A 17,614-nucleotide genomic window follows, 5' to 3' on the forward strand; every position below is an offset into this window, starting at 1 on the left:
GTCGCCCCGGGTGGCGGCCGGATCACGCGATCAGTGGACGAGCCGCTCGGGAGGGTGATCCGTGCAGGAGGAGTCGAGAGACTCTGTCGCGGGGCCGATCAGGCCGTGATTCCGGTGAAACCCGCCGGGGATACCGTTGCTCGCGGCGTGTCGCGCGTAGGGTGAGAGGGTGTGGCGACGTGATGGCAAGGCTGCGGAAGAAGCGGCGACGGACGCCTCAGTGACCCTCGGAGAGCTGAAGGGGTCCGCCACCGGAATCGAGGTCGCGCATGCGGCCGAGGCGGAGCGGACCCGTTTGAGAGCCGAGGCCGCGGACCTGGGCGGTCCCTCACCGCTCGTATCCTTCCGCGATACCGCCTCTTCGGGGATCGACATCTCGAAGGCCCACCCCGGCAGCCTTCCTCAGTTCATCACCGGCAAGTCCACGCTGCTGTCGAACCTCTTCCGCGACGAGGTCGGTCTGCGCACCGCCCGGCTCGCAGCTGAGCGGATCACTGCGAAGAACACCGAGCTGCGCACTGTGCGGGGAATCGAAGCCGTTCATCTGGCCGTCGGCGTGGCCGGGTGGAAGATCGGCGGCGCCGACTTCGCCGCTCCTGTGCTGCTGCGTCCGCTCGCGATTCGCCGGCACCACTCGGATTTCGAGCTCAAGCTCCAAGGGGCGTTCGACGTCAATCCCGAACTCGTGCGGATCGCGCGCGAGCATTTCGGCATCACGATCGACGCGGGAGCGCTCGCCGCACTCGCCTACGACGGCGGCATCTTCAAGCCGCAGCCTGTGATCGACAGCCTTCGCGCAACCACGCGGTCGATCGAGACCTTCTCGGTGCAGCCGCGGCTCGTCGTGTCGGTCTTCGCCGACGTCGGCGGAGCGATGTCGCGTGACAGCCGCAACCTCGACAACGTCATGCTCAACGCCCTCGCAGGCCATGTGAGCGATCGCGAGCAGATCACGGCGGCGCGCCCCGCGCCCCCGTACACCGGCCCCGATGATCGGGCGCCGGCATCCGACAATCTCCTGCTCGATGCGGATGCCGAACAGGAGGCCGTGCTGGCGCGGATCGCGGCCGGCCACTCGCTGACAGTCGCCACGCTTCCCGGCACGGGTGGCACGCAGACGGTCATCAACGCTCTCGGCGAGCTCGTGCGAGCCGGCCGGCGCGTGCTCGTGGTCTCCGCCAGGAGGTCGACGCTCGACGGCGTCCGTCACCGCCTCTCCGGCATCGGGCTCGACAGCCTCGCCGTCTCGACCTCCGGCGTCCGCCGTGATCTGGTGCGCGCGATCGGCCGCAACGAGAAGGCGACAGCGCCCAAGGTCAGCGACGTCGATGATGCTCTGGTGCGGTTGCGCACCGTGCTGAGGGACTACCGGCGGGCGCTCACGAGCGAGGTGCAGGGCACCGGCGCCTCTGTGCTCGACGCCACCCGTCACCTGACGCGTCTGGCCTCGCTGCCCCAGCCTCCGTCGACGACGGCGCGTCTGAGCGCGGACACGCTTCGCCGACTCGCGGGCGACCGCGCGGCAGCATCCGAGGCTCTGGCTCAGGCGGCCCGGCTGGGCGAATTCCGCTTCGGTCCGGACGATTCGCCGTGGTACGGAGTGACCTTCGACAGCACCGAGGCTGCCCGCTCGGCGCATGAGCTCGCGGGACGGCTGCATTCCACGAGCGTGCCGGCTCTTCTCGAGCGGGGGTACGCGCTGATCGCACAGACGCACATGCGTCCCTTCGCGACCATCGACGAGCTGGGCGAGTACCTGCGCCTGCTGCAGGGCATCCGCGACTCGCTCGACCGGTTCAGCCCCACGGTCTTCGAGCGTCCGCTGGGCGAGCTCATCCAGGCCCACGGCTCCCGTCGCGACGCCCCAGGAATGTCGGGCGCGAACCGCCGGCGCCTTCGCAAGCTCGCGAAGGAGTATGTGCGTCCTGGCGTGCACGTGACGGAGATGCACGAGGCGCTGCTTCGCATCCAGACCCAGCGCACGCAGTGGCAGCGCTGCGTCGATGCGGGCGTCGCTCCCGAGGTGCCGCTCGGTCTCGCCGAGGTCTACTCCTCATGGCAGCGCGTGCATGCGGAACTCGCCGAGCTCGATGCGGCTCTCGGCCGCCGCGAGCCGCTCTCTTCCCTTCCTGTCGCGCGACTCGTGCGCACTCTCGCAGGCCTCGCAGCGAAGTCGGACGTGTTCGACAACCTCGTGGAGCGCGCACGGCTGCGAGACCGGCTCGAGGAACTCGGACTCGGCCCGCTGCTCGCCGAGCTCTCGGTCCGGCACGTGTCGGAGGCCCGAGTGGGCGACGAGCTCGAGTTCGCCTGGTGGCAGTCCCTGCTCGAGCGGGCGCTGCAGGACGATCGCGCGCTGCTCGGCGCGAACACCGCGGTGGTCGATCGCCTGGAGCGCGATTTCCGCCTGGTCGACGAGGCGCACGCCGCGGCTGCGGGTCCGCTGCTCGCATGGCAGCTCGCGAACCAGTGGAAGATCGCGATCGTCGACGAGCCGCAGGAATCGCAGAACCTCCGTCGCGCGCTGAAGCAGGCCGGCACGACCACGGCCGAGATCGTCAGCGCCGCCCCGACTCTCGTGAATGCTTTGGCGCCCGTCTGGATCTCCTCGCCGTATCTGGTCCCCGAGATCCCGGATTCGGTCGAGTTCGACACGGTGCTTCTGGTGGATGCCGCTGCGATCAACCTCGCCGAGGCGACGCCGGCCATTCGCCGTGCGCGCCAGGTGGTCGCCTTCGGCGACCCCGTCACGCAGAAGCCGAAGCCCTTCCACGTCGCGGTCGATCCCGGTGCGGACTGGGAAGCCGAGGTGCCCTTCGATGAGGTCTCCGTGTTCGAGCGCCTCTCCGAGCTGCTGCCGGTCATGACTCTCACCCGCAGCTATCGCGCCGGGGGAGAGGATCTCGTCGAGCTCATCAACGACGCCTTCTACGGCGGCGAGATCGTCTCGCTTCCGTGGGCGGGATCGTACCTCGGACGAGGCAGCCTCACCGTCGACTACGTGGAGGGCGGCACAGGGGCGCCCGATCCCGTGTCGGGAGCGGTCGAGAGTCCCGAGGCCGAGGTGGCCCGCGTCGTGACGCTCGTCGTCGAGCACGCGGTGCATCGCCCCGACGAGTCGCTCATGGTCGTCACGGCGAGCGCGAGGCACGCCGAGCGCGTGCGCGCGGCCGTGACTTCGGCGTTCGCCGGGCGATCCGACGTCGCGGACTTCGTGGGGCGCGACACGGCTGAGCCCTTCGCGGTGCTCACGCTCGAGGAATCGGTGGCGGAGAGCCGCGACCGTGTCATCTTCTCGCTCGGCTTCGGCCTGACCAAGCACGGCCGTGTGCTCAGCGATTTCGGCGACCTGTCCACTCCCGACGGAGAGCGGCTGCTCACGGTGGGGATGACCCGCGCCCGTCGATCGATGGTGATCGTGTCGTCGATCCGGCCCTCTGCGTTCGATGACGGTCGACTGGAGTTCGGCGCGGCCACGCTGATGTCGATCCTCGGCGGACTCGCCACACGCAGTCGCGAGGCACGTCTCGAGGATCTGGCCGATCCGCTCACCCTCGCGCTCGCCCGTGAGCTGCGGCGCCTCGGCGCCTCGGTCGATGTGGACTACCGCGGGCTGCTTCCGCTGGTCGCTCAGCACAGGGGCAAGGCCGTGGTGATCGAGTCCGATCCGGAGTCACGGGGCGAATCGCTGCGCGAGACCCTGCGGCTGCGTCCGCATGTGCTGCGCCGGCTGGGCTGGCACTACGTGCGCGTGCACGCCTTCGACCTGTACAGCGACCCTGCGACGGCGGCCACCCGCATCGCGGAGGTGCTGGGGATCTCGGCATCCGCCCCTCGCGCAGAGAACGACACGCAGCCGATCGACCCCATCGACGGCTGAGATGACCGACAAGGGCGAGCAGCGCATCGTGCGCGTGCCGGGCTCGCGGAGAGCCCGTCTCACGGCTGTGCCGGGCACGGACCCCGAACCCGAGACCATGGACAAGCCGGACCGGGCTGCCCCGGCATCGGGGGAGAAGGGGCCCAACGACGACCGGCTGCGGCAGGATGTCCCGCCCCACTACTGACTTGCCCCACCGACGCAGAACGCCCGCCCTCTCGCGAGAGGGCGGGCGTTCTGCATCGCAGATCAGGCGCTGCGCTGCTGCTTCAGCAGATCGCGGATCTCCGCGAGCAGTTCGCCCTCGGTGGCCTCGGCGGCCTCCTCGGCGATCGGGTTCTTGGCGGCCTTGCGCGCCTTGTAGGCGTTCATCGGCATCACGAAGGCGAAATACACGACGAGCGCGACAGCGAGGAAGCTGATGATCGCGGTGATGAGGTCGCCGAGCGGGAACGTCACCTTCTGCCCGTAGATGCCGGTGATGGTCGGGCCGAACTTGCCGGCCGCGTCGGCCTGGAAGAACAGGGCGACCAGCGGGTTGATGATGCTGGCGACCACGGCGTTGACGATGGCGGTGAACGCACCGCCGATGACGACCGCGACGGCCAGGTCGATGACGTTGCCTTTGAGAATGAACTCTTTGAATCCCTGAATCACAGAAACTCCCCCAAACAGATCGAGACCTCAGGAAGAGGCCGGAGCCGAGGCGGGGGCCTTTTTGGCTCCTGTCGACGATTCCGACTTCGATGATGCCGAAGCATCCGCCGATCCGCCAGTTCTCGCGCGCGAGTCGGTGCGATAGAAGCCGGAGCCGTTGAAGGTCACCCCGATCGAGCCGTACTGCTTGCGCAGGGCGCCGCCGCATTCGGGGCAGATGGTGAGAGCGTCGTCGGAGAAGCTCTGAACGGCGTCGAACTGGTGGCCGCACGATGTGCAGGCATAGGCATAGGTGGGCATCGGAGTCCTCGTGGTCAGTGTCGCGTCTGCGACAGGTTCAGAGTCTGCGTCGGGGTCACGACGCCGGTCACCGGCTGGTCGTGCACCTCCCGGGGCAGAGAGTCGAGTACCTCGGAATCATAGATCACCGCGTACACCGGAGGGCACTTCTGCATGGAGCCGATGGTCTTGTCGAAGTATCCGCGACCCCATCCCATGCGCATTCCGGTGCGGTCGACGGCAGCGGCCGGGATGATCATGAGGTCGACGTCGTTCACGGCCATCGGGCTGAGCACCTCGCCCGTGGGCTCGGGCAGGCCGTGAAGGCCCTCGGCGATCTCGCCGTCGTCGGTGGCGACGGCCCAGTCGAGCAGGCCGTCGGCGCGGGTGATCGGCAGCAGCACGCGGATGCCGCGGCCCGCCGCTCTCGCGACGAAGTCGCGGGTGCCCGGCTCGGTCGTGGTCGACAGGAAGCACGAGATGGACCGCGCGCCGATCGAGTCGACGAGTGCATCCAGGCGAGCTCCGATCGCCGCCGCCGCGGTCTCGCGCTGGGCATCGCTCAGCAGCTGCCGGCGCTCGCGCAGCTCGGCGCGCAGCGCCCGTTTCGCGTGCTCGACGTCGTTCGACATGGTTCCGAGTCTACGGGGGAGCCGCGCACTAGGCTGAGTTCATGGGTGCGCACCGTATCAAGGCCGTGATCCCCGCCGCAGGCCTCGGCACGAGATTCCTTCCTGCGACCAAGGCCATGCCGAAGGAGATGCTGCCCGTCGTCGACAAGCCGGCCATCCAGTACGTGGTCGAGGAGGCGGCCGATGCCGGCATCCACGACATCCTGGTGATCCTGGGCCGCAACAAGAACGCGATCTCGAATCACTTCGACTCGGTGCCGGAGCTCGAGGTGAAGCTGATGGAGAAGGGCGACACCGGAAAGCTCGAGCGGGTCGTGAAGTCGAGTGATCTCGCCGACATCCACTTCGTTCGCCAAGGCGAGCCCAAGGGGCTCGGCCACGCCGTGCTGCGCGCGAAGGCGCACGTCGGAGACGGGTCCTTCGCCGTGCTGCTCGGAGACGACCTGATCGACGAGCGCGATCCGCTGCTGACCGAGATGATCGCGGTGCACGAGGAGACCGGCGCGGCGGTGATCGCCCTCATGGAGGTCGACCCTGCCAGCATCCAGATGTACGGTGCCGCCGCCGTGGAGGCGATCGAGGGATCGGATGCCGTGCGCGTGACCGGCCTCGTCGAGAAGCCCGCCCCTGAGGACGCGCCCTCCAACCTCGCCGTGATCGGCCGCTACGTGCTGCCGCCGTCGATCTTCGAGGTGCTCGAGCAGACCGGACCCGGCAAGGGCGGCGAGATCCAGCTGACCGACGCGCTGCAGGTTCTGGCCGAGTCCGAGGACGGCCCCGGTGTGATGGGCGTGATCTTCCGCGGTCGCCGCTACGACACCGGAGACCGCGTCGACTACATCAAGGCGATCGTGCAGCTCGCGACCGACCGGGATGATCTCGGCCCTGAGCTGCGTCCCTGGCTGAAGGAGTTCGCGGAGCGCCTCTAGGCGGACGCGGAGGTCGGAGTCACCGCGATGGATCAGACGGGAATGCGACACGGGCCGATCGAGCTGCGGCTGGTGCGCACGCGCGATGCGCGCGCGCTGCAGACGGAGCTTCTCGCCAACCGCTCATGGCTGCAGCCGTGGGAGGCAACGGTTCCCTATGGCACGGTCTCCTTCGACATGAGGGTCAGCATCCGCCGTCTCCTTCAGCAGTACCGTGAGGGCGCCGGCTACCCGTTCGTGATGGAGTACGACGGCGAAGTGGCGGGGCAGCTGAACGTGTGGGGAGTCGCGCGCGGCTCTCTGTGCTCGGCGACGATCGGGTACTGGGTGAGCGAGCGGTTCGCCGGAAAGGGCATCACGCCGACCGCTGTGGCCCTCGCCACCGACGCCTGCTTCGTGGAGTACGGTCTGCACCGCATGGAGATCTGCATCCGCCCCGAGAACGCCGCGAGCCTGCGGGTCGTGCAGAAGCTCGGTTTCCGCTACGAGGGCCTGCGGCGGCGGTACATCCACATCGACGGTGATTGGCGCGACCACTACGCGTTCGCGCTCACCAAGGAGGACGTCCCTCAGGGGGTCCTGGCGCGGTGGCTCGCGGGGCAGGTTCCGCCTGACGCCGCCACGGTGCCGCCGACGGATCGGCTCACGTTCTAGACGCCGGGGATCAGCGCATGTGCGATCGTGAAGATCGCGAGCCCGGCCAGAGCGCCCACCACGGTGCCGTTCAGACGGATGTACTGCAGATCGCGGCCGACCATGAGCTCGATCTTCTCGGTGGTCTCGGCGGGATCCCAGCGCTCGACCGTGTCTGTGATGATCGACGCGATGTCGTGGCGGTAGCGGTCGACCACGAAGACCGCGGCATCCGACACCCAGGTGTCGACGCGGTGCTGCAGCGCGGCATCCGTCGTCAGCCTTTCGCCGACCTCCTGGAGGGCCTGTGCCATGCGTCGGCGCAACCCGCTCTGCGGGTCGGCGAGGGCTGTCAGCAGCCCGTTCTTCGCCGTGTTCCATGCCTCGGCGGCGAGGGCTCCGACTCGCGGGCTGTCGAACAGCGTCGCCTTGGCGTTCTCGAGCTTGGCGCGCGTGGCGGGGTCGTGCTGCAGGTTGTCGGCCAGGCGGGCGAGGTAGCCGTCGATCGCGAGGCGGGCCGGATGGCGGGGGTCGGACTGCACGGCGCGGATGAAGCGCACGGCCTCGTTGTAGGCGGTGTCGTCGACGAAGCGGTGCGCGAGCTTGGGCACCCACGACGGCAGGCGGCGGGAGATGAGGCCGGAGAAGGCGACGGCATTGGCATCCAACCACGTCGCGATGCTGTCGACGGCGAGATCGACCGCACCGTGATGCGCGTCGGCCTGCACGATCCGCTCGAGCCAGACTCCGGCTGGCGTTCCCCACTCGGGGGCGACCAGGTGCTCGCGCGCGAGGTCGGTGATGAGGCCCTGCACGTCGTCGTCGCTGAGCGCGTTGAGCACGGCGGTGGCGATCGTCGCCCCTTCGCTTCCGACGCGCTCGGCATGGGCAGGCTGCTTCAGCCACTCGCCGGCGCGCTGGGCGATCGGAGTGCTCGACAGCTTCGTGCGCACGACCGAGGCTTCGAGGAAGTTGGTCTCCACGAACTCGCCGAGGGTGCGGCCGATCTCGTCCTTGCGGGTCGGGATGATCGCGGTGTGCGGGATCGGGATGCCGAGCGGATGCCGGAACAGCGCGGTCACCGCGAACCAGTCGGCCAGCGCCCCGACCATGCCGCCCTCGGCTGCCGCCCGCACATAGGCCAGCCACTCGACGCGCTGCTGCAGTGCGAAGGCGGTGACGAATGCGAGTGCCATGAAGATCAGGGCGCCGAGGGCGACCGCCTTCATGCGCCGGAGTGCGCGTCGGCGCTCCTGGTCGGCGGGGGAGAGCAGCGTCGTGGGCGTTCGCGGCATGGGGACATCCTTTCACGCCGGGTGCCGCGTCCCGGTGGCGCGCGCGGCGTGCGCGGGCCACCGGGGTCGCCGTCAGCGGGCGGCCAGACCGGCGATGTCCTCCGGTGAGAGCGCGGAGCTCCACACGCTCAGCTCATCGACGTCGCCCTGGAACGGCGTGTCCCACCAGTTCACGCCGATGCCGAACTGCGCGCCGGGAGCACTGAGCACATCGGGGAAGCCGCTGCCCTGGAACTTCTTGACACCGTCGATGAACACCGACACGGCGCCGTGGTCGACGACGAATGCGACGTGCGACCACCGGTCGAGGGGCATGGACATGCCCGTCCCCGCGTCGTACCAGGCGGTCCCCGACCAGACCATGGTCGACCCGCCGACCCCGCTGTGGCCCTGTGGCACGAGACTCACCCACGACTCGGGGCCGGCGGCGCCGAAGAACGCGCTCGTGTAGGCGGTCAGGTGCTCAGGGCGCAACCACACGCTCACGGTGTACTCGGAGCCGTGGATGAGCTCGTTCGGCAAGCGGACGCCCGACGAACCGTCGAGGTGAAGAGCGCTGCCCCTCACTCCGTCGTCGGCGTAGGAGATCGTGCCGCCGGCGGCGTCGAGCCTGGGGCCGGTCGCGGTGGCGGCAGGGTGCTGACCTGTCGCATCGGACAGGTCGTTCTCGAACGACCAGGTACCCGAGATCACCCCGGGTGCGCGCGCGAGAACGGTCACGTCGAACGCGAGTGACTTCGTGGCATCGGCGTTGCGTATCGTCGCGGTGAGCGTGGCATGGGCATCCGAGGATCCGATGGCGGGGCGGGTGACGACCCCTGCGGAGGTGACGACGCCGGCATCCGACGTCGCCCAGGAGATCGTGGTGCCGCTGGTCCCCTCGGTGGGGAGGTTCAGGTCGGCGGTGACCGCGGAGGTGTCACCGAGATCGATCGCGGAAGCGACGGCGGTGACGGCATCCGCTGGGCTGATCGTCGGGACCAGCCGGCCCCACACCGCGACGCCATGCGGGGAGAGGGCGGTGAAGCCGGTCGACCACTTCTCGAGAGCCAGGTCCCAGACCGGCACGAACTCGCCCTTGTACGTCTCGCCGTCGATCGTGAGCGTCGCGTCGTGCTGGCCGGTGAGCTTCCACGTGCCGGTGGAGTCTCCCGTGATCCGGCCGTTGCGGGTCAAGGAGATATCGGTGGATGCCGCGGGCACGGCGGTGATGTCCTTGCCCATGTTCACGAGCTGCCACGATCCGACCACGTCGTCGCGCACGATCTTGCCGGCGGTCTCTCCCGCGTAGCGCTGCGGAGAGATCACGGGCCAGCCGTCCGCATTCATGTAGATCTGGTGCACGCGGACCTCGTGGTGCTCGCCGCTGCCGGGGAAGCGGGCGTGGAAGACGAGGAACATGCGCCCGGTCTCGGGGTCCTGGTACCAGGAATTATGACCGGGGGAGTTGTAGCCGATTCCGGTGCCTGTTCCCGGGTCGCCCAGCTCACGATCGAAGAGATAGCTGCCCATGAGCTTGACGCCGTAGGGCTGCACGGAGGCGTCGTCGAAGAGCGGAAGCGAGGGGTCGGCCTTGACATCGGCCATATCGTTGCCGTCGGCGTCGAGGTAGGGGCCGTCGGGCGAGGTGGACCGGGCGACGCGTACGTTGTATCCGCCCGAGGCGTCGAGGCCCCCGAACGACAGATAGAGGTAGTAGTAGCCGGTCGCGGGGTTGTACTGGATGGTGGGCGCTTCGATGCGGCTGTGGTTGCCGCCGACGAGGTGCTTTCCGTATCCCTGACCCGGGAGCGGCTCACCAGTGGTCGGGTCGAGCTTCAGGATGAAGATGCCGCCGGAGTAGGAGCCGTAGACCATCCACATGTTGCCGTCGGCGTCGTAGAAGGCGTCGGGGTCGACGGTGTTCGGATGGACGTGCGCGTCGTACACCTCGCCCGAGTTCTCCGACTCGCCGGACATTCCGCTCTTGAGCAGGATGCCCTGGTTCTCGTAGGGACCGTCGACGGCATCACTGGTGGCGATGCCGAGGGCCGAGCGCGGTGAGGAGCCCTCGCACGCGTTGTAGTACATCGCGTAGCGGCCGTCGGGGAGCTGGATGACGTCGGCCGCCCACAGGGTCGAGGTCTGCGCCCAGTCGAAGGTGTCGGCGAGTTCGGTGTAGATGTCGTCGAAGAGCGCGTTGTCGGGGTTCTGCGACAGATCGACGGTGTACTGCTGCCAGTCGATGAGGTCGGTGGTGTGGGCCGAGGCGCCGTGAGAGCCGAACGCCCAGATGGTGTCGCCCGAGGTGACGATCGAGGGGTCGTGCACCGAGACGTCGTTGAAGTCGGGCGGTGCGGGTGCGGAGGACGGGGGCTTCGCCCAGGCGGGGGATGCTGTCAGGCATCCCATGGTCAGTGCTGCGGCTGCTGCCAGGGCGATCGAGATGCGGGCCGTGCGGGGCATGGTGCTCCTGTTCGACATCGGACGGAGATCGCGGCTCGACATCGAGCCGTCACAGCGAATCTACAACGATGTAGAACAATGGGGCAAGAGATATTCTCCAACGATGTAGACGAGAGAAGCGCCGGGATCGCCAAGAGCAGCCGGCCATGACGCGCGGTATCGCAGTTCGGCGCTCGGTCGACGACGCGGGACTACGCTCGGAATCGTGATCGAAGACATCAAGAAGCGCGCGCTGCACCGCACGAGCATCCTCGAGGGTCAGATGCGCGGCGTCGCGCGGATGATCGAGAACGAGGAGTACTGCATGGACATCATCACGCAGTCCCGCGCGATCCAGCGCTCACTCGAGTCTCTGAACCGGCTCCTGCTGGAGAATCACCTGCGCACGCACGTCACGCACATGTTCGAAGAGGGTGGCGAGGAGCGCGACAAGGCAGTGCTCGAACTGCTGAAGGCCTTCGACTTCGACTCGAAGTGATGGCCGAGCGCAGCCGTCAGGAGTCGAGCGGACCGAGCCAGGCGCTCGCCGCCGTCGCGTGCGCCGACTCCGGATCCGAAGGGTGGAAGGCGCCCGCGAGCACGTCGCGATACAGGCGCGAGAGCTCGTTGGCCGAGAAGTAGGACCCGCCGCCGGCCGTCAGCATGGCCTGGTCGACGACGTGCTTCGCCATCGTGATCGCGCGGTGCTTGACGCCGGAGAGCAGCGTGAACCAGCGCGGCCCGTTGTCGGCCTGATCGTCGACGTCGCGCGCGAGTGCCGCGATCTGCGGAGGAAGCGCGTCATAGGCGAGGGCCATGTCGGCGATCCGCCAGCGGATGTCGGGGTCCTGGCTGTATGCGAGTCCCGTCTTCTTGGAGGTGCGCTGGCGGACGGTCTGCACTGCGAGGTCGAGAGCGCGACGAGCGATGCCCGTGTAGACGGAGGCGAGGAGAATCTCGAACACGCTGAAGATGCCGAACACGATCGGGTCGGGATTGGGCCCCGGATCGATCCGGCGCACGACGTGCGCGGCCTCCGCCACCGCGCCGTTCAGCCGCGTGGTGCGAGACTGCGTGGCCCTCATGCCGAGCGTGTCCCAGTCGACACCCGTGACGACGGCATCCGTCCGCTCGATGAACGCGAACACGAGCTTCGGAGCATCCGCACTCGTCGTGTCGAGCCCGTGCAGACCGAGCTTCGTCCAGACGGGCGCGAGCGAGGTGAAGATCTTGGTGCCGGTGAAGGCGTATCCGCCGTCTCCGGTCGGCACAGCCGAGGTGTCGCTGCCGAAGAGCACCAGGTCATTGCCGCCCTCGCTGATGCCGAAGGCGAACACCTCGCCGGCCACGGCGCCGTCCTGCACGAACTCCAGGCCGGGAACGCCGCGGTCGGAGAAGACCTTCGCGACCCCGGTCCAGACCAGGTGCATGTTGATGGCCAGTGCGGTCGCGGGTGCGGCCGTGGCCAGACGCTGCTGCAGGATCGCGGCCTGCTCGAGCCCGAGTCCCGCCCCTCCGCGCTCCTTCGGAACCAGGATCGACAGGTACCCGGCCTCTCGGAGCTCGTCGAGGTCCTGCTGCGGGAAGGTGTTCTCTCGGTCGTGCACCGGAGCGCGATCGCGGATGCGCCCGAGCAGCTCATCCGGAAGGAACAGAGCGGGATCGAAATCGCTCACGACAGGGCCTCCAGCAGGTGACGGATGGACTCATCCGGGCGGTCGCGGTGAACCGAATGCCCCGCGCCCTCGACCACGCTCATCGTGATGCGCGGGTTGCCCTCGACGATCTCGGCCGCCGTCTCTCCGGTGAACAGGCTGAAGATCGCAGGATCGGCGCCGATCACATGGGTGGGGACGGTGAGTCGTGCCGCCTCGGCTCGCACGTCCCACGACTGGTTCTGCGCGCTCGTCTGCTCGACGGCCCACCGGCTCGTGCGGTGCACGGCATCCGCCTTGAGCTCGATGTCCTGCGGGTGCCAGTGCGGATGCTCCTCGCGGATCACCTCGAGGCGGTTGTCGTCGAAGGCGCGCTGCTGACTTCTGCGGATCGCCTTCGCGTCGCGCCCTTCGAGCACGATCGCGGGATCGATGAGCACGAGCTTCTTCGTCCACTCGTGGACGGAGGCTGCCGCGAGGATGCTGGAGGCGCCGCCCAGCGAATGACCGATCACCGCATCCCAGGTGCCGCCGGCGTCGGGAAGGGTCGCGGCCAGGTCTGCGCCGTATGCGGCGAGCGTGTAGTCGAGCGCGCGCGGGGCATCGCCATGGCCGCGCAGGTCGATCGCGGTCGCATGCCATCCCGCACTCGCGAGTGCGTCGCCCAGGCGCCACATCAGTGCGGCTGAGGAGCCGAGGCCGTGCACGAGGAGTGCGTGGCGAGCGGATGCGGGGTCGCCCCAGGACAGACGGGGGAGCGTGAGCGGCGCAGGCATGTGCTCAGCCTATGACGGGGTGACGGCGAGCGGCTCGGTGTCGGGCGTGGGGCTCGCATCGCGACCTCGAAGATCGGGGAACGCCCGGACGAACACGATCGAGACGATGAGTCCGACGCCTGCGAAGACGGTCGCGGCGAGGTACGCGCCGCGCCAGTCGCCGACGTCGACGAGGAAGCCGGCGACGGCGGATCCCGCGGCGGCGCCGATGAGCTGCCCTGTGCCGGCCCAGCCGAACGCCTCGGCGGTCTCGCTGAACTTCACGCTCGCGGAGGTGATCGCGAACAGCACGGCAAGAGCAGGGGCGATGCCGATGCCGGCGAGCACGAGCGTGCCGCCCAGCCAGTACGCGTTCAGCATGACCATCGTCAGGGCGAGGCCCACCGTCACGATCACCAGGCGCCGCGCCATCGCCCACGGCCCGATCGGGATGTGCCCGAACGCCAGGCCGCCGGCGAGGCTGCCTACTGAGAAGACAGCGAGCACGAGGCCTGCCGCGAGGCTGCCGTGCTCGAAGGACGCGACGACGCCGACCTCGACGGCCGCGCAGGCTCCGATGAGCAGGAAGCCGATCACGGTGGCCAGCAGCACCGGCGGCTTGAGCACGACCTTGCCGAGCGCGTTGCGGCTGCGCGGGATGCGGACCCTGCCGACCTCCGGGGAGAGGATGAACCACGCCCCTCCCGCGACGAGGATGATCGCCACCAGCAGCAGACCCTCCACCGTGCCGATCTGCGTGGAGACCAGAGTGATCAGCACCGGCGCCAGGATCCAGATGATCTCCTGCAGCGACGCGTCGAGCGAGAAGAGCGGAGTGAGCTGGGAGGAGTTCACGAGCTTGGGATAGATCGTGCGCACCGCGGCCTGGATCGGGGGAGTGGAGAGACCGGCGACGCATCCCAGGACCATGTAACCCGGAAGCGTCAGCGGAAGCAGGGCCAGACCCAGCACGGCGATCACGCACACGCTGAGGGTGAGGGTGAGCACGCGGCGCATGCCCCAGGCGCCCATCCAGCGGCTCGTGAGCGGGCCGGCGACGGCCTGGCCGACGCTGGTCGCGGCCAGCACGAGACCGGCTGCGGCGTACGACCCCGTCTGCTGCTCGACGTGCAGCAGGATGGCGAGCGAACTCATGCCGTTGGGGAATCGCGCGGTCAGCTGTGCGGCGATCATGCGCCCGACTCCCGGCGTGCGAAGAAGCTCTCTGTATCCCGCCACGAGACCACGCTACCGGGAGGCCGCGACAGTCGCCCAGGCGGCTCGTGGACGACACGCCGCGACACGCCGAAGGTGCGATTCCACAGAAAATCCGATGTCGGATGCCGGGCGTAGCGTGCACCCTGTGGATGGATCAGGGAAGGGGTGTTCCGAGCCGCGTCATTCCGCGTTTCGACGGTCGGTTCGACTGCCGTCGACCTGTGGAAGAAACGGTGGAGAACCTGTGTTGTAACAGTGGAGAGCGGTGGAAAACTACACGGATGTAACTACTACCCCTTGTGGTCACTTCCAATGTCCGTACCTATATGTAGTATTGAACTCCCGGCGGGGGTCTGCCGGAGAAACCCGCTCGATCAAGGGATCGAGCCAGAGATCTGAGGGGAATCACGATGTCGATCACGGTCTACACGAAGCCTTCCTGCGTTCAGTGCAACGCGACCTATCGTGCGCTGGATGCCAAGGGCATCGAGTACGAGATCCACGACCTGTCGGAGGACCCGACGGCCCTCGAGCAGGTCAAGGCGCTGGGCTACATGCAGGCGCCGGTCGTCGTCACCGACGAGGACCACTGGTCGGGCTTCCGTCCCGACAAGATCGCCGAGCTGGCTTCCCGCCTCGCCTAAGGCCCTTCGGAAGGCTCAGGAACCCAAGGAGAGAGCTATGAGCGCGGTCGCGACCGCAGCGCCGCTCCTGGTCTACTTCTCGAGCGTGTCGGGCAACACGGCGCGCTTCGTCGAGAAGCTCGGGCTTCCCGCCCGTCGCATCCCGCTCCACTCTCAAGAAGGGCCCCTCGTCATAGACGAGCCCTTCGTGCTCGTCACTCCCACCTATGGCGGGGGTGAGGGGCGCGGTGTCGAACGCGGCGCCGTGCCCAAGCAGGTGATCCGGTTCCTCAACGACGAGAACAACCGGCGTCACATCCGCGGGGTCATCTCCGCGGGCAACACCAACTTCGGCGAGTCGTTCTGTCTCGCCGGTGACATCATCAGCCGCAAGTGCCACGTGCCTCACTTGTATCGGCTCGAGATCTTCGGCACACAGGACGATGTCGATCGCGTGACCGACGGATTGGAAAGACGGTGGCAGCTTCAGTGACCGAGACGGTGGCGTTCAAGGCGAACCCCGCGTACGAAGGCATGGATTATCACGCCCTCAACGCGATGCTCAACCTGTACGACGCGAACGGCAAGATCCAGTTCGACGCAGACAAGCGGGCGGCGCGGGAGTACTTCCTGCAGCACGTGAACCAGAACACGGTGTTCTTCCACTCGCTCAAGGAGCGCCTGGACTACCTCGTCGAGAAGGAGTACTACGAGGGCGCCGTCCTCGAGAAGTACTCGTTCGACTTCATCCAGAAGCTCAACGACCTGGCGTACTCGAAGAAGTTCCGCTTCGAGACCTTCCTCGGCGCGTTCAAGTACTACACCAGCTACACGCTGAAGACCTTCGACGGCAAGCGCTACCTGGAGCGCTTCGAGGACCGCGTCGTGATGACCGCCCTGGCGCTCGCCGATGGCGATGAGCAGGTCGCGATCAACCTCGTCGACGAGATCATCTCCGGTCGCTTCCAGCCCGCGACGCCGACCTTCCTCAACGCAGGCAAGGCGCAGCGCGGCGAGCTCGTCAGCTGCTTCCTCCTGCGCATCGAAGACAACATGGAGTCGATCGCCCGCGGCATCAACTCCGCCCTGCAGCTCTCCAAGCGCGGCGGCGGCGTGGCCCTGCTGCTGTCGAACATCCGCGAGTCGGGCGCTCCGATCAAGCAGATCGAGAACCAGTCCAGCGGCATCATCCCCGTGATGAAGCTGCTCGAAGACAGCTTCAGCTACGCGAACCAGCTGGGTGCGCGTCAGGGCGCCGGCGCGGTGTACCTCAACGCCCACCACCCCGACATCATGCGCTTCCTCGATACCAAGCGCGAGAACGCCGACGAGAAGATCCGCATCAAGACCCTGTCGCTGGGCGTCGTGGTGCCTGACATCACGTTCGAGCTCGCCAAGAACGACGAGGACATGTACCTGTTCTCGCCGTACGACGTCGAGAAGGTCTACGGCGTGCCGTTCGGCGACATCTCGGTCACCGAGAAGTACCGCGAGATGGTCGACGACCCGCGCATCAAGAAGACCAAGATCAACGCGCGCGAGTTCTTCCAGACCATCGCCGAGATCCAGTTCGAGTCGGGCTACCCGTACATCATGTTCGAGGACACGGTGAACAAGGCCAACCCGATCAAGGGCCGCATCAACATGTCCAACCTCTGCAGCGAGATCCTGCAGGTGAACACGCCGACCACGTACAACGAGGACCTCTCGTACAAGGAGATCGGCAAGGACATCTCCTGCAACCTCGGCTCGATGAACATCGCGCTGGCGATGGACGGCGGGAACCTGGGCGCCACGGTCGAGACGGCGATCCGCGGACTCACCGCGGTGAGCAACCAGAGCCACATCTCGTCGGTGCGGTCGATCGAGGACGGCAACGACCGCTCGCACGCGATCGGCCTCGGCCAGATGAACCTGCACGGCTACCTCGCTCGCGAGCACGTCTACTACGGCTCCGAAGAGGGCATCGACTTCACGAACATCTACTTCTACACCGTGCTGTTCCACGCGCTGCGCGCGTCGAACAAGCTCGCGATCGAGCGCGGAGTGGCCTTCGACGGCTTCGAGGACTCCACCTACGCGTCGGGTGCGTTCTTCGACAAGTACATCGAGCAGGAGTGGGCTCCCGCGACCGACAAGGTCAAGGAGATGTTCGCCGGTCACTTCATCCCGACGCAGGCCGACTGGGTCGAGCTGAAGGAGTCCGTCCAGAAGCACGGCATCTACAACCAGAACCTGCAGGCGGTCCCCCCGACCGGCTCGATCTCGTACATCAACAACTCGACGTCGTCGATTCACCCGATCGCGTCGAAGATCGAGATCCGCAAGGAAGGCAAGCTCGGCCGCGTCTACTACCCGGCGGCGTTCATGACGAACGACAACCTGGAGTACTACCAGGACGCGTACGAGATCGGCTACGAGAAGGTCATCGACACCTATGCCGCGGCGACGCAGCACGTCGACCAGGGCCTGTCGCTGACGCTGTTCTTCAAGGACACCGCCACCACGCGCGACATCAACAAGGCGCAGATCTACGCATGGCGCAAGGGCATCAAGACGATCTACTACATCCGTCTGCGTCAGCTGGCACTGGAGGGCACCGACATGACCGAGTGCGTCTCCTGCATGCTGTGA

Annotated in this window: 16 protein-coding genes; 8 read left to right on the forward strand and 8 right to left on the reverse strand. The window is 67.5% G+C overall.

Annotated features, from left to right (window positions below; translation table 11 throughout):
- Positions 1 to 169 precede the first annotated feature (169 nt).
- Positions 170 to 3,880 carry an ATP-binding protein gene (locus RS84_RS00945; protein ID WP_045255880.1) on the forward strand — a complete coding sequence of 1,237 codons (3,711 nt, stop codon included), beginning with the start codon at positions 170 to 172 and terminating at the stop codon, positions 3,878 to 3,880.
- 1 nt (position 3,881) lies between these two features.
- Positions 3,882 to 4,067, forward strand: a complete 186-nt coding sequence (locus RS84_RS00950; RefSeq protein WP_045255881.1) for a hypothetical protein — start codon at positions 3,882 to 3,884, stop codon at positions 4,065 to 4,067.
- Positions 4,068 to 4,129: 62 nt separating this feature from the next.
- Here RS84_RS00950 and mscL read toward each other — a convergent pair whose 3' ends face one another.
- From mscL to RS84_RS00965, 3 genes are read right to left on the reverse strand one after another with little or no spacing between them, the layout of a single operon-like run.
- Positions 4,130 to 4,537: a large conductance mechanosensitive channel protein MscL gene (mscL, locus tag RS84_RS00955; RefSeq protein WP_045255882.1), complete on the reverse strand. Its 408-nt coding sequence runs from the start codon at positions 4,535 to 4,537 to the stop codon at positions 4,130 to 4,132.
- A 27-nt stretch (positions 4,538 to 4,564) separates the two neighbouring features.
- Positions 4,565 to 4,837, reverse strand: coding sequence for an FmdB family zinc ribbon protein (locus RS84_RS00960; RefSeq protein WP_045255883.1), 273 nt, complete (start codon positions 4,835 to 4,837; stop codon positions 4,565 to 4,567).
- A gap of 14 nt (positions 4,838 to 4,851) precedes the next feature.
- Positions 4,852 to 5,448, reverse strand: a complete 597-nt coding sequence (locus RS84_RS00965) for a 5-formyltetrahydrofolate cyclo-ligase (protein WP_045255884.1) — start codon at positions 5,446 to 5,448, stop codon at positions 4,852 to 4,854.
- Positions 5,449 to 5,489: 41 nt separating this feature from the next.
- On the opposite strand from RS84_RS00965, the gene galU reads away from it, so the two are divergent.
- Positions 5,490 to 6,377 (forward strand): UTP--glucose-1-phosphate uridylyltransferase GalU, encoded by an 888-nt coding sequence (galU, locus tag RS84_RS00970; RefSeq protein ID WP_045255885.1) that lies wholly within the window; start codon positions 5,490 to 5,492, stop codon positions 6,375 to 6,377.
- A gap of 42 nt (positions 6,378 to 6,419) precedes the next feature.
- The gene (locus RS84_RS00975) at positions 6,420 to 7,031 is read left to right on the forward strand and encodes a GNAT family N-acetyltransferase (protein WP_045255886.1); all 612 of its coding nucleotides are present in this window, start codon (positions 6,420 to 6,422) and stop codon (positions 7,029 to 7,031) included.
- On the opposite strand, the gene RS84_RS00980 is transcribed toward RS84_RS00975, so the two are convergent.
- Both RS84_RS00980 and RS84_RS00985 read right to left on the reverse strand, forming a co-directional pair.
- Positions 7,028 to 8,305, reverse strand: a complete 1,278-nt coding sequence (locus tag RS84_RS00980; RefSeq protein WP_045255887.1) for a DUF445 domain-containing protein — start codon at positions 8,303 to 8,305, stop codon at positions 7,028 to 7,030. The genes RS84_RS00975 and RS84_RS00980 overlap by 4 nt on opposite strands.
- 72 nt (positions 8,306 to 8,377) lie before the next feature.
- Positions 8,378 to 10,750, reverse strand: coding sequence for a LamG-like jellyroll fold domain-containing protein (locus RS84_RS00985; RefSeq protein WP_152641707.1), 2,373 nt, complete (start codon positions 10,748 to 10,750; stop codon positions 8,378 to 8,380).
- Between the two features lie 205 nt (positions 10,751 to 10,955).
- Between RS84_RS00985 and RS84_RS00990 the strand changes: the two genes are divergently transcribed.
- Positions 10,956 to 11,228: a metal-sensitive transcriptional regulator gene (locus RS84_RS00990; RefSeq protein WP_045255889.1), complete on the forward strand. Its 273-nt coding sequence runs from the start codon at positions 10,956 to 10,958 to the stop codon at positions 11,226 to 11,228.
- Between the two features lie 16 nt (positions 11,229 to 11,244).
- Here the strand turns inward: RS84_RS00990 and RS84_RS00995 are convergent, their stop codons facing one another.
- Genes RS84_RS00995 through RS84_RS01005 form a run of 3 tightly spaced genes read right to left on the reverse strand, consistent with a single transcriptional unit; the run spans position 11,245 to position 14,378 of the window.
- Positions 11,245 to 12,405 (reverse strand): acyl-CoA dehydrogenase family protein, encoded by a 1,161-nt coding sequence (locus RS84_RS00995; RefSeq protein WP_045255890.1) that lies wholly within the window; start codon positions 12,403 to 12,405, stop codon positions 11,245 to 11,247.
- Complete coding sequence (locus RS84_RS01000; protein WP_045255891.1) at positions 12,402 to 13,160, reverse strand: alpha/beta fold hydrolase; 759 nt, start codon at positions 13,158 to 13,160, stop codon at positions 12,402 to 12,404. The genes RS84_RS00995 and RS84_RS01000 overlap by 4 nt, the downstream gene beginning before the upstream one ends.
- 9 nt (positions 13,161 to 13,169) lie before the next feature.
- A complete protein-coding gene (locus RS84_RS01005) occupies positions 13,170 to 14,378 on the reverse strand; it encodes an MFS transporter (RefSeq protein WP_200891945.1) in 1,209 nt (402 codons plus the stop codon).
- 389 nt (positions 14,379 to 14,767) lie between these two features.
- Here RS84_RS01005 and nrdH point away from each other — a divergent pair, with 389 nt between their 5' ends.
- Genes nrdH through nrdE form a run of 3 tightly spaced genes read left to right on the forward strand, consistent with a single transcriptional unit; the run spans position 14,768 to position 17,614 of the window.
- Entirely contained in the window at positions 14,768 to 15,001 is a 234-nt protein-coding gene (nrdH, locus tag RS84_RS01010; RefSeq protein WP_045255893.1) for a glutaredoxin-like protein NrdH, read from the forward strand.
- Positions 15,002 to 15,038: 37 nt separating this feature from the next.
- Positions 15,039 to 15,473, forward strand: a complete 435-nt coding sequence (gene nrdI, locus RS84_RS01015) for a class Ib ribonucleoside-diphosphate reductase assembly flavoprotein NrdI (protein WP_045255894.1) — start codon at positions 15,039 to 15,041, stop codon at positions 15,471 to 15,473.
- 41 nt (positions 15,474 to 15,514) lie between these two features.
- Positions 15,515 to 17,614, forward strand: coding sequence for a class 1b ribonucleoside-diphosphate reductase subunit alpha (gene nrdE / locus RS84_RS01020; RefSeq protein WP_045255935.1), 2,100 nt, complete (start codon positions 15,515 to 15,517; stop codon positions 17,612 to 17,614).

Source organism: Microbacterium hydrocarbonoxydans (genome assembly GCF_000956475.1).
GTDB classification, from domain to species: Bacteria; Actinomycetota; Actinomycetes; order Actinomycetales; family Microbacteriaceae; genus Microbacterium; species Microbacterium hydrocarbonoxydans_A.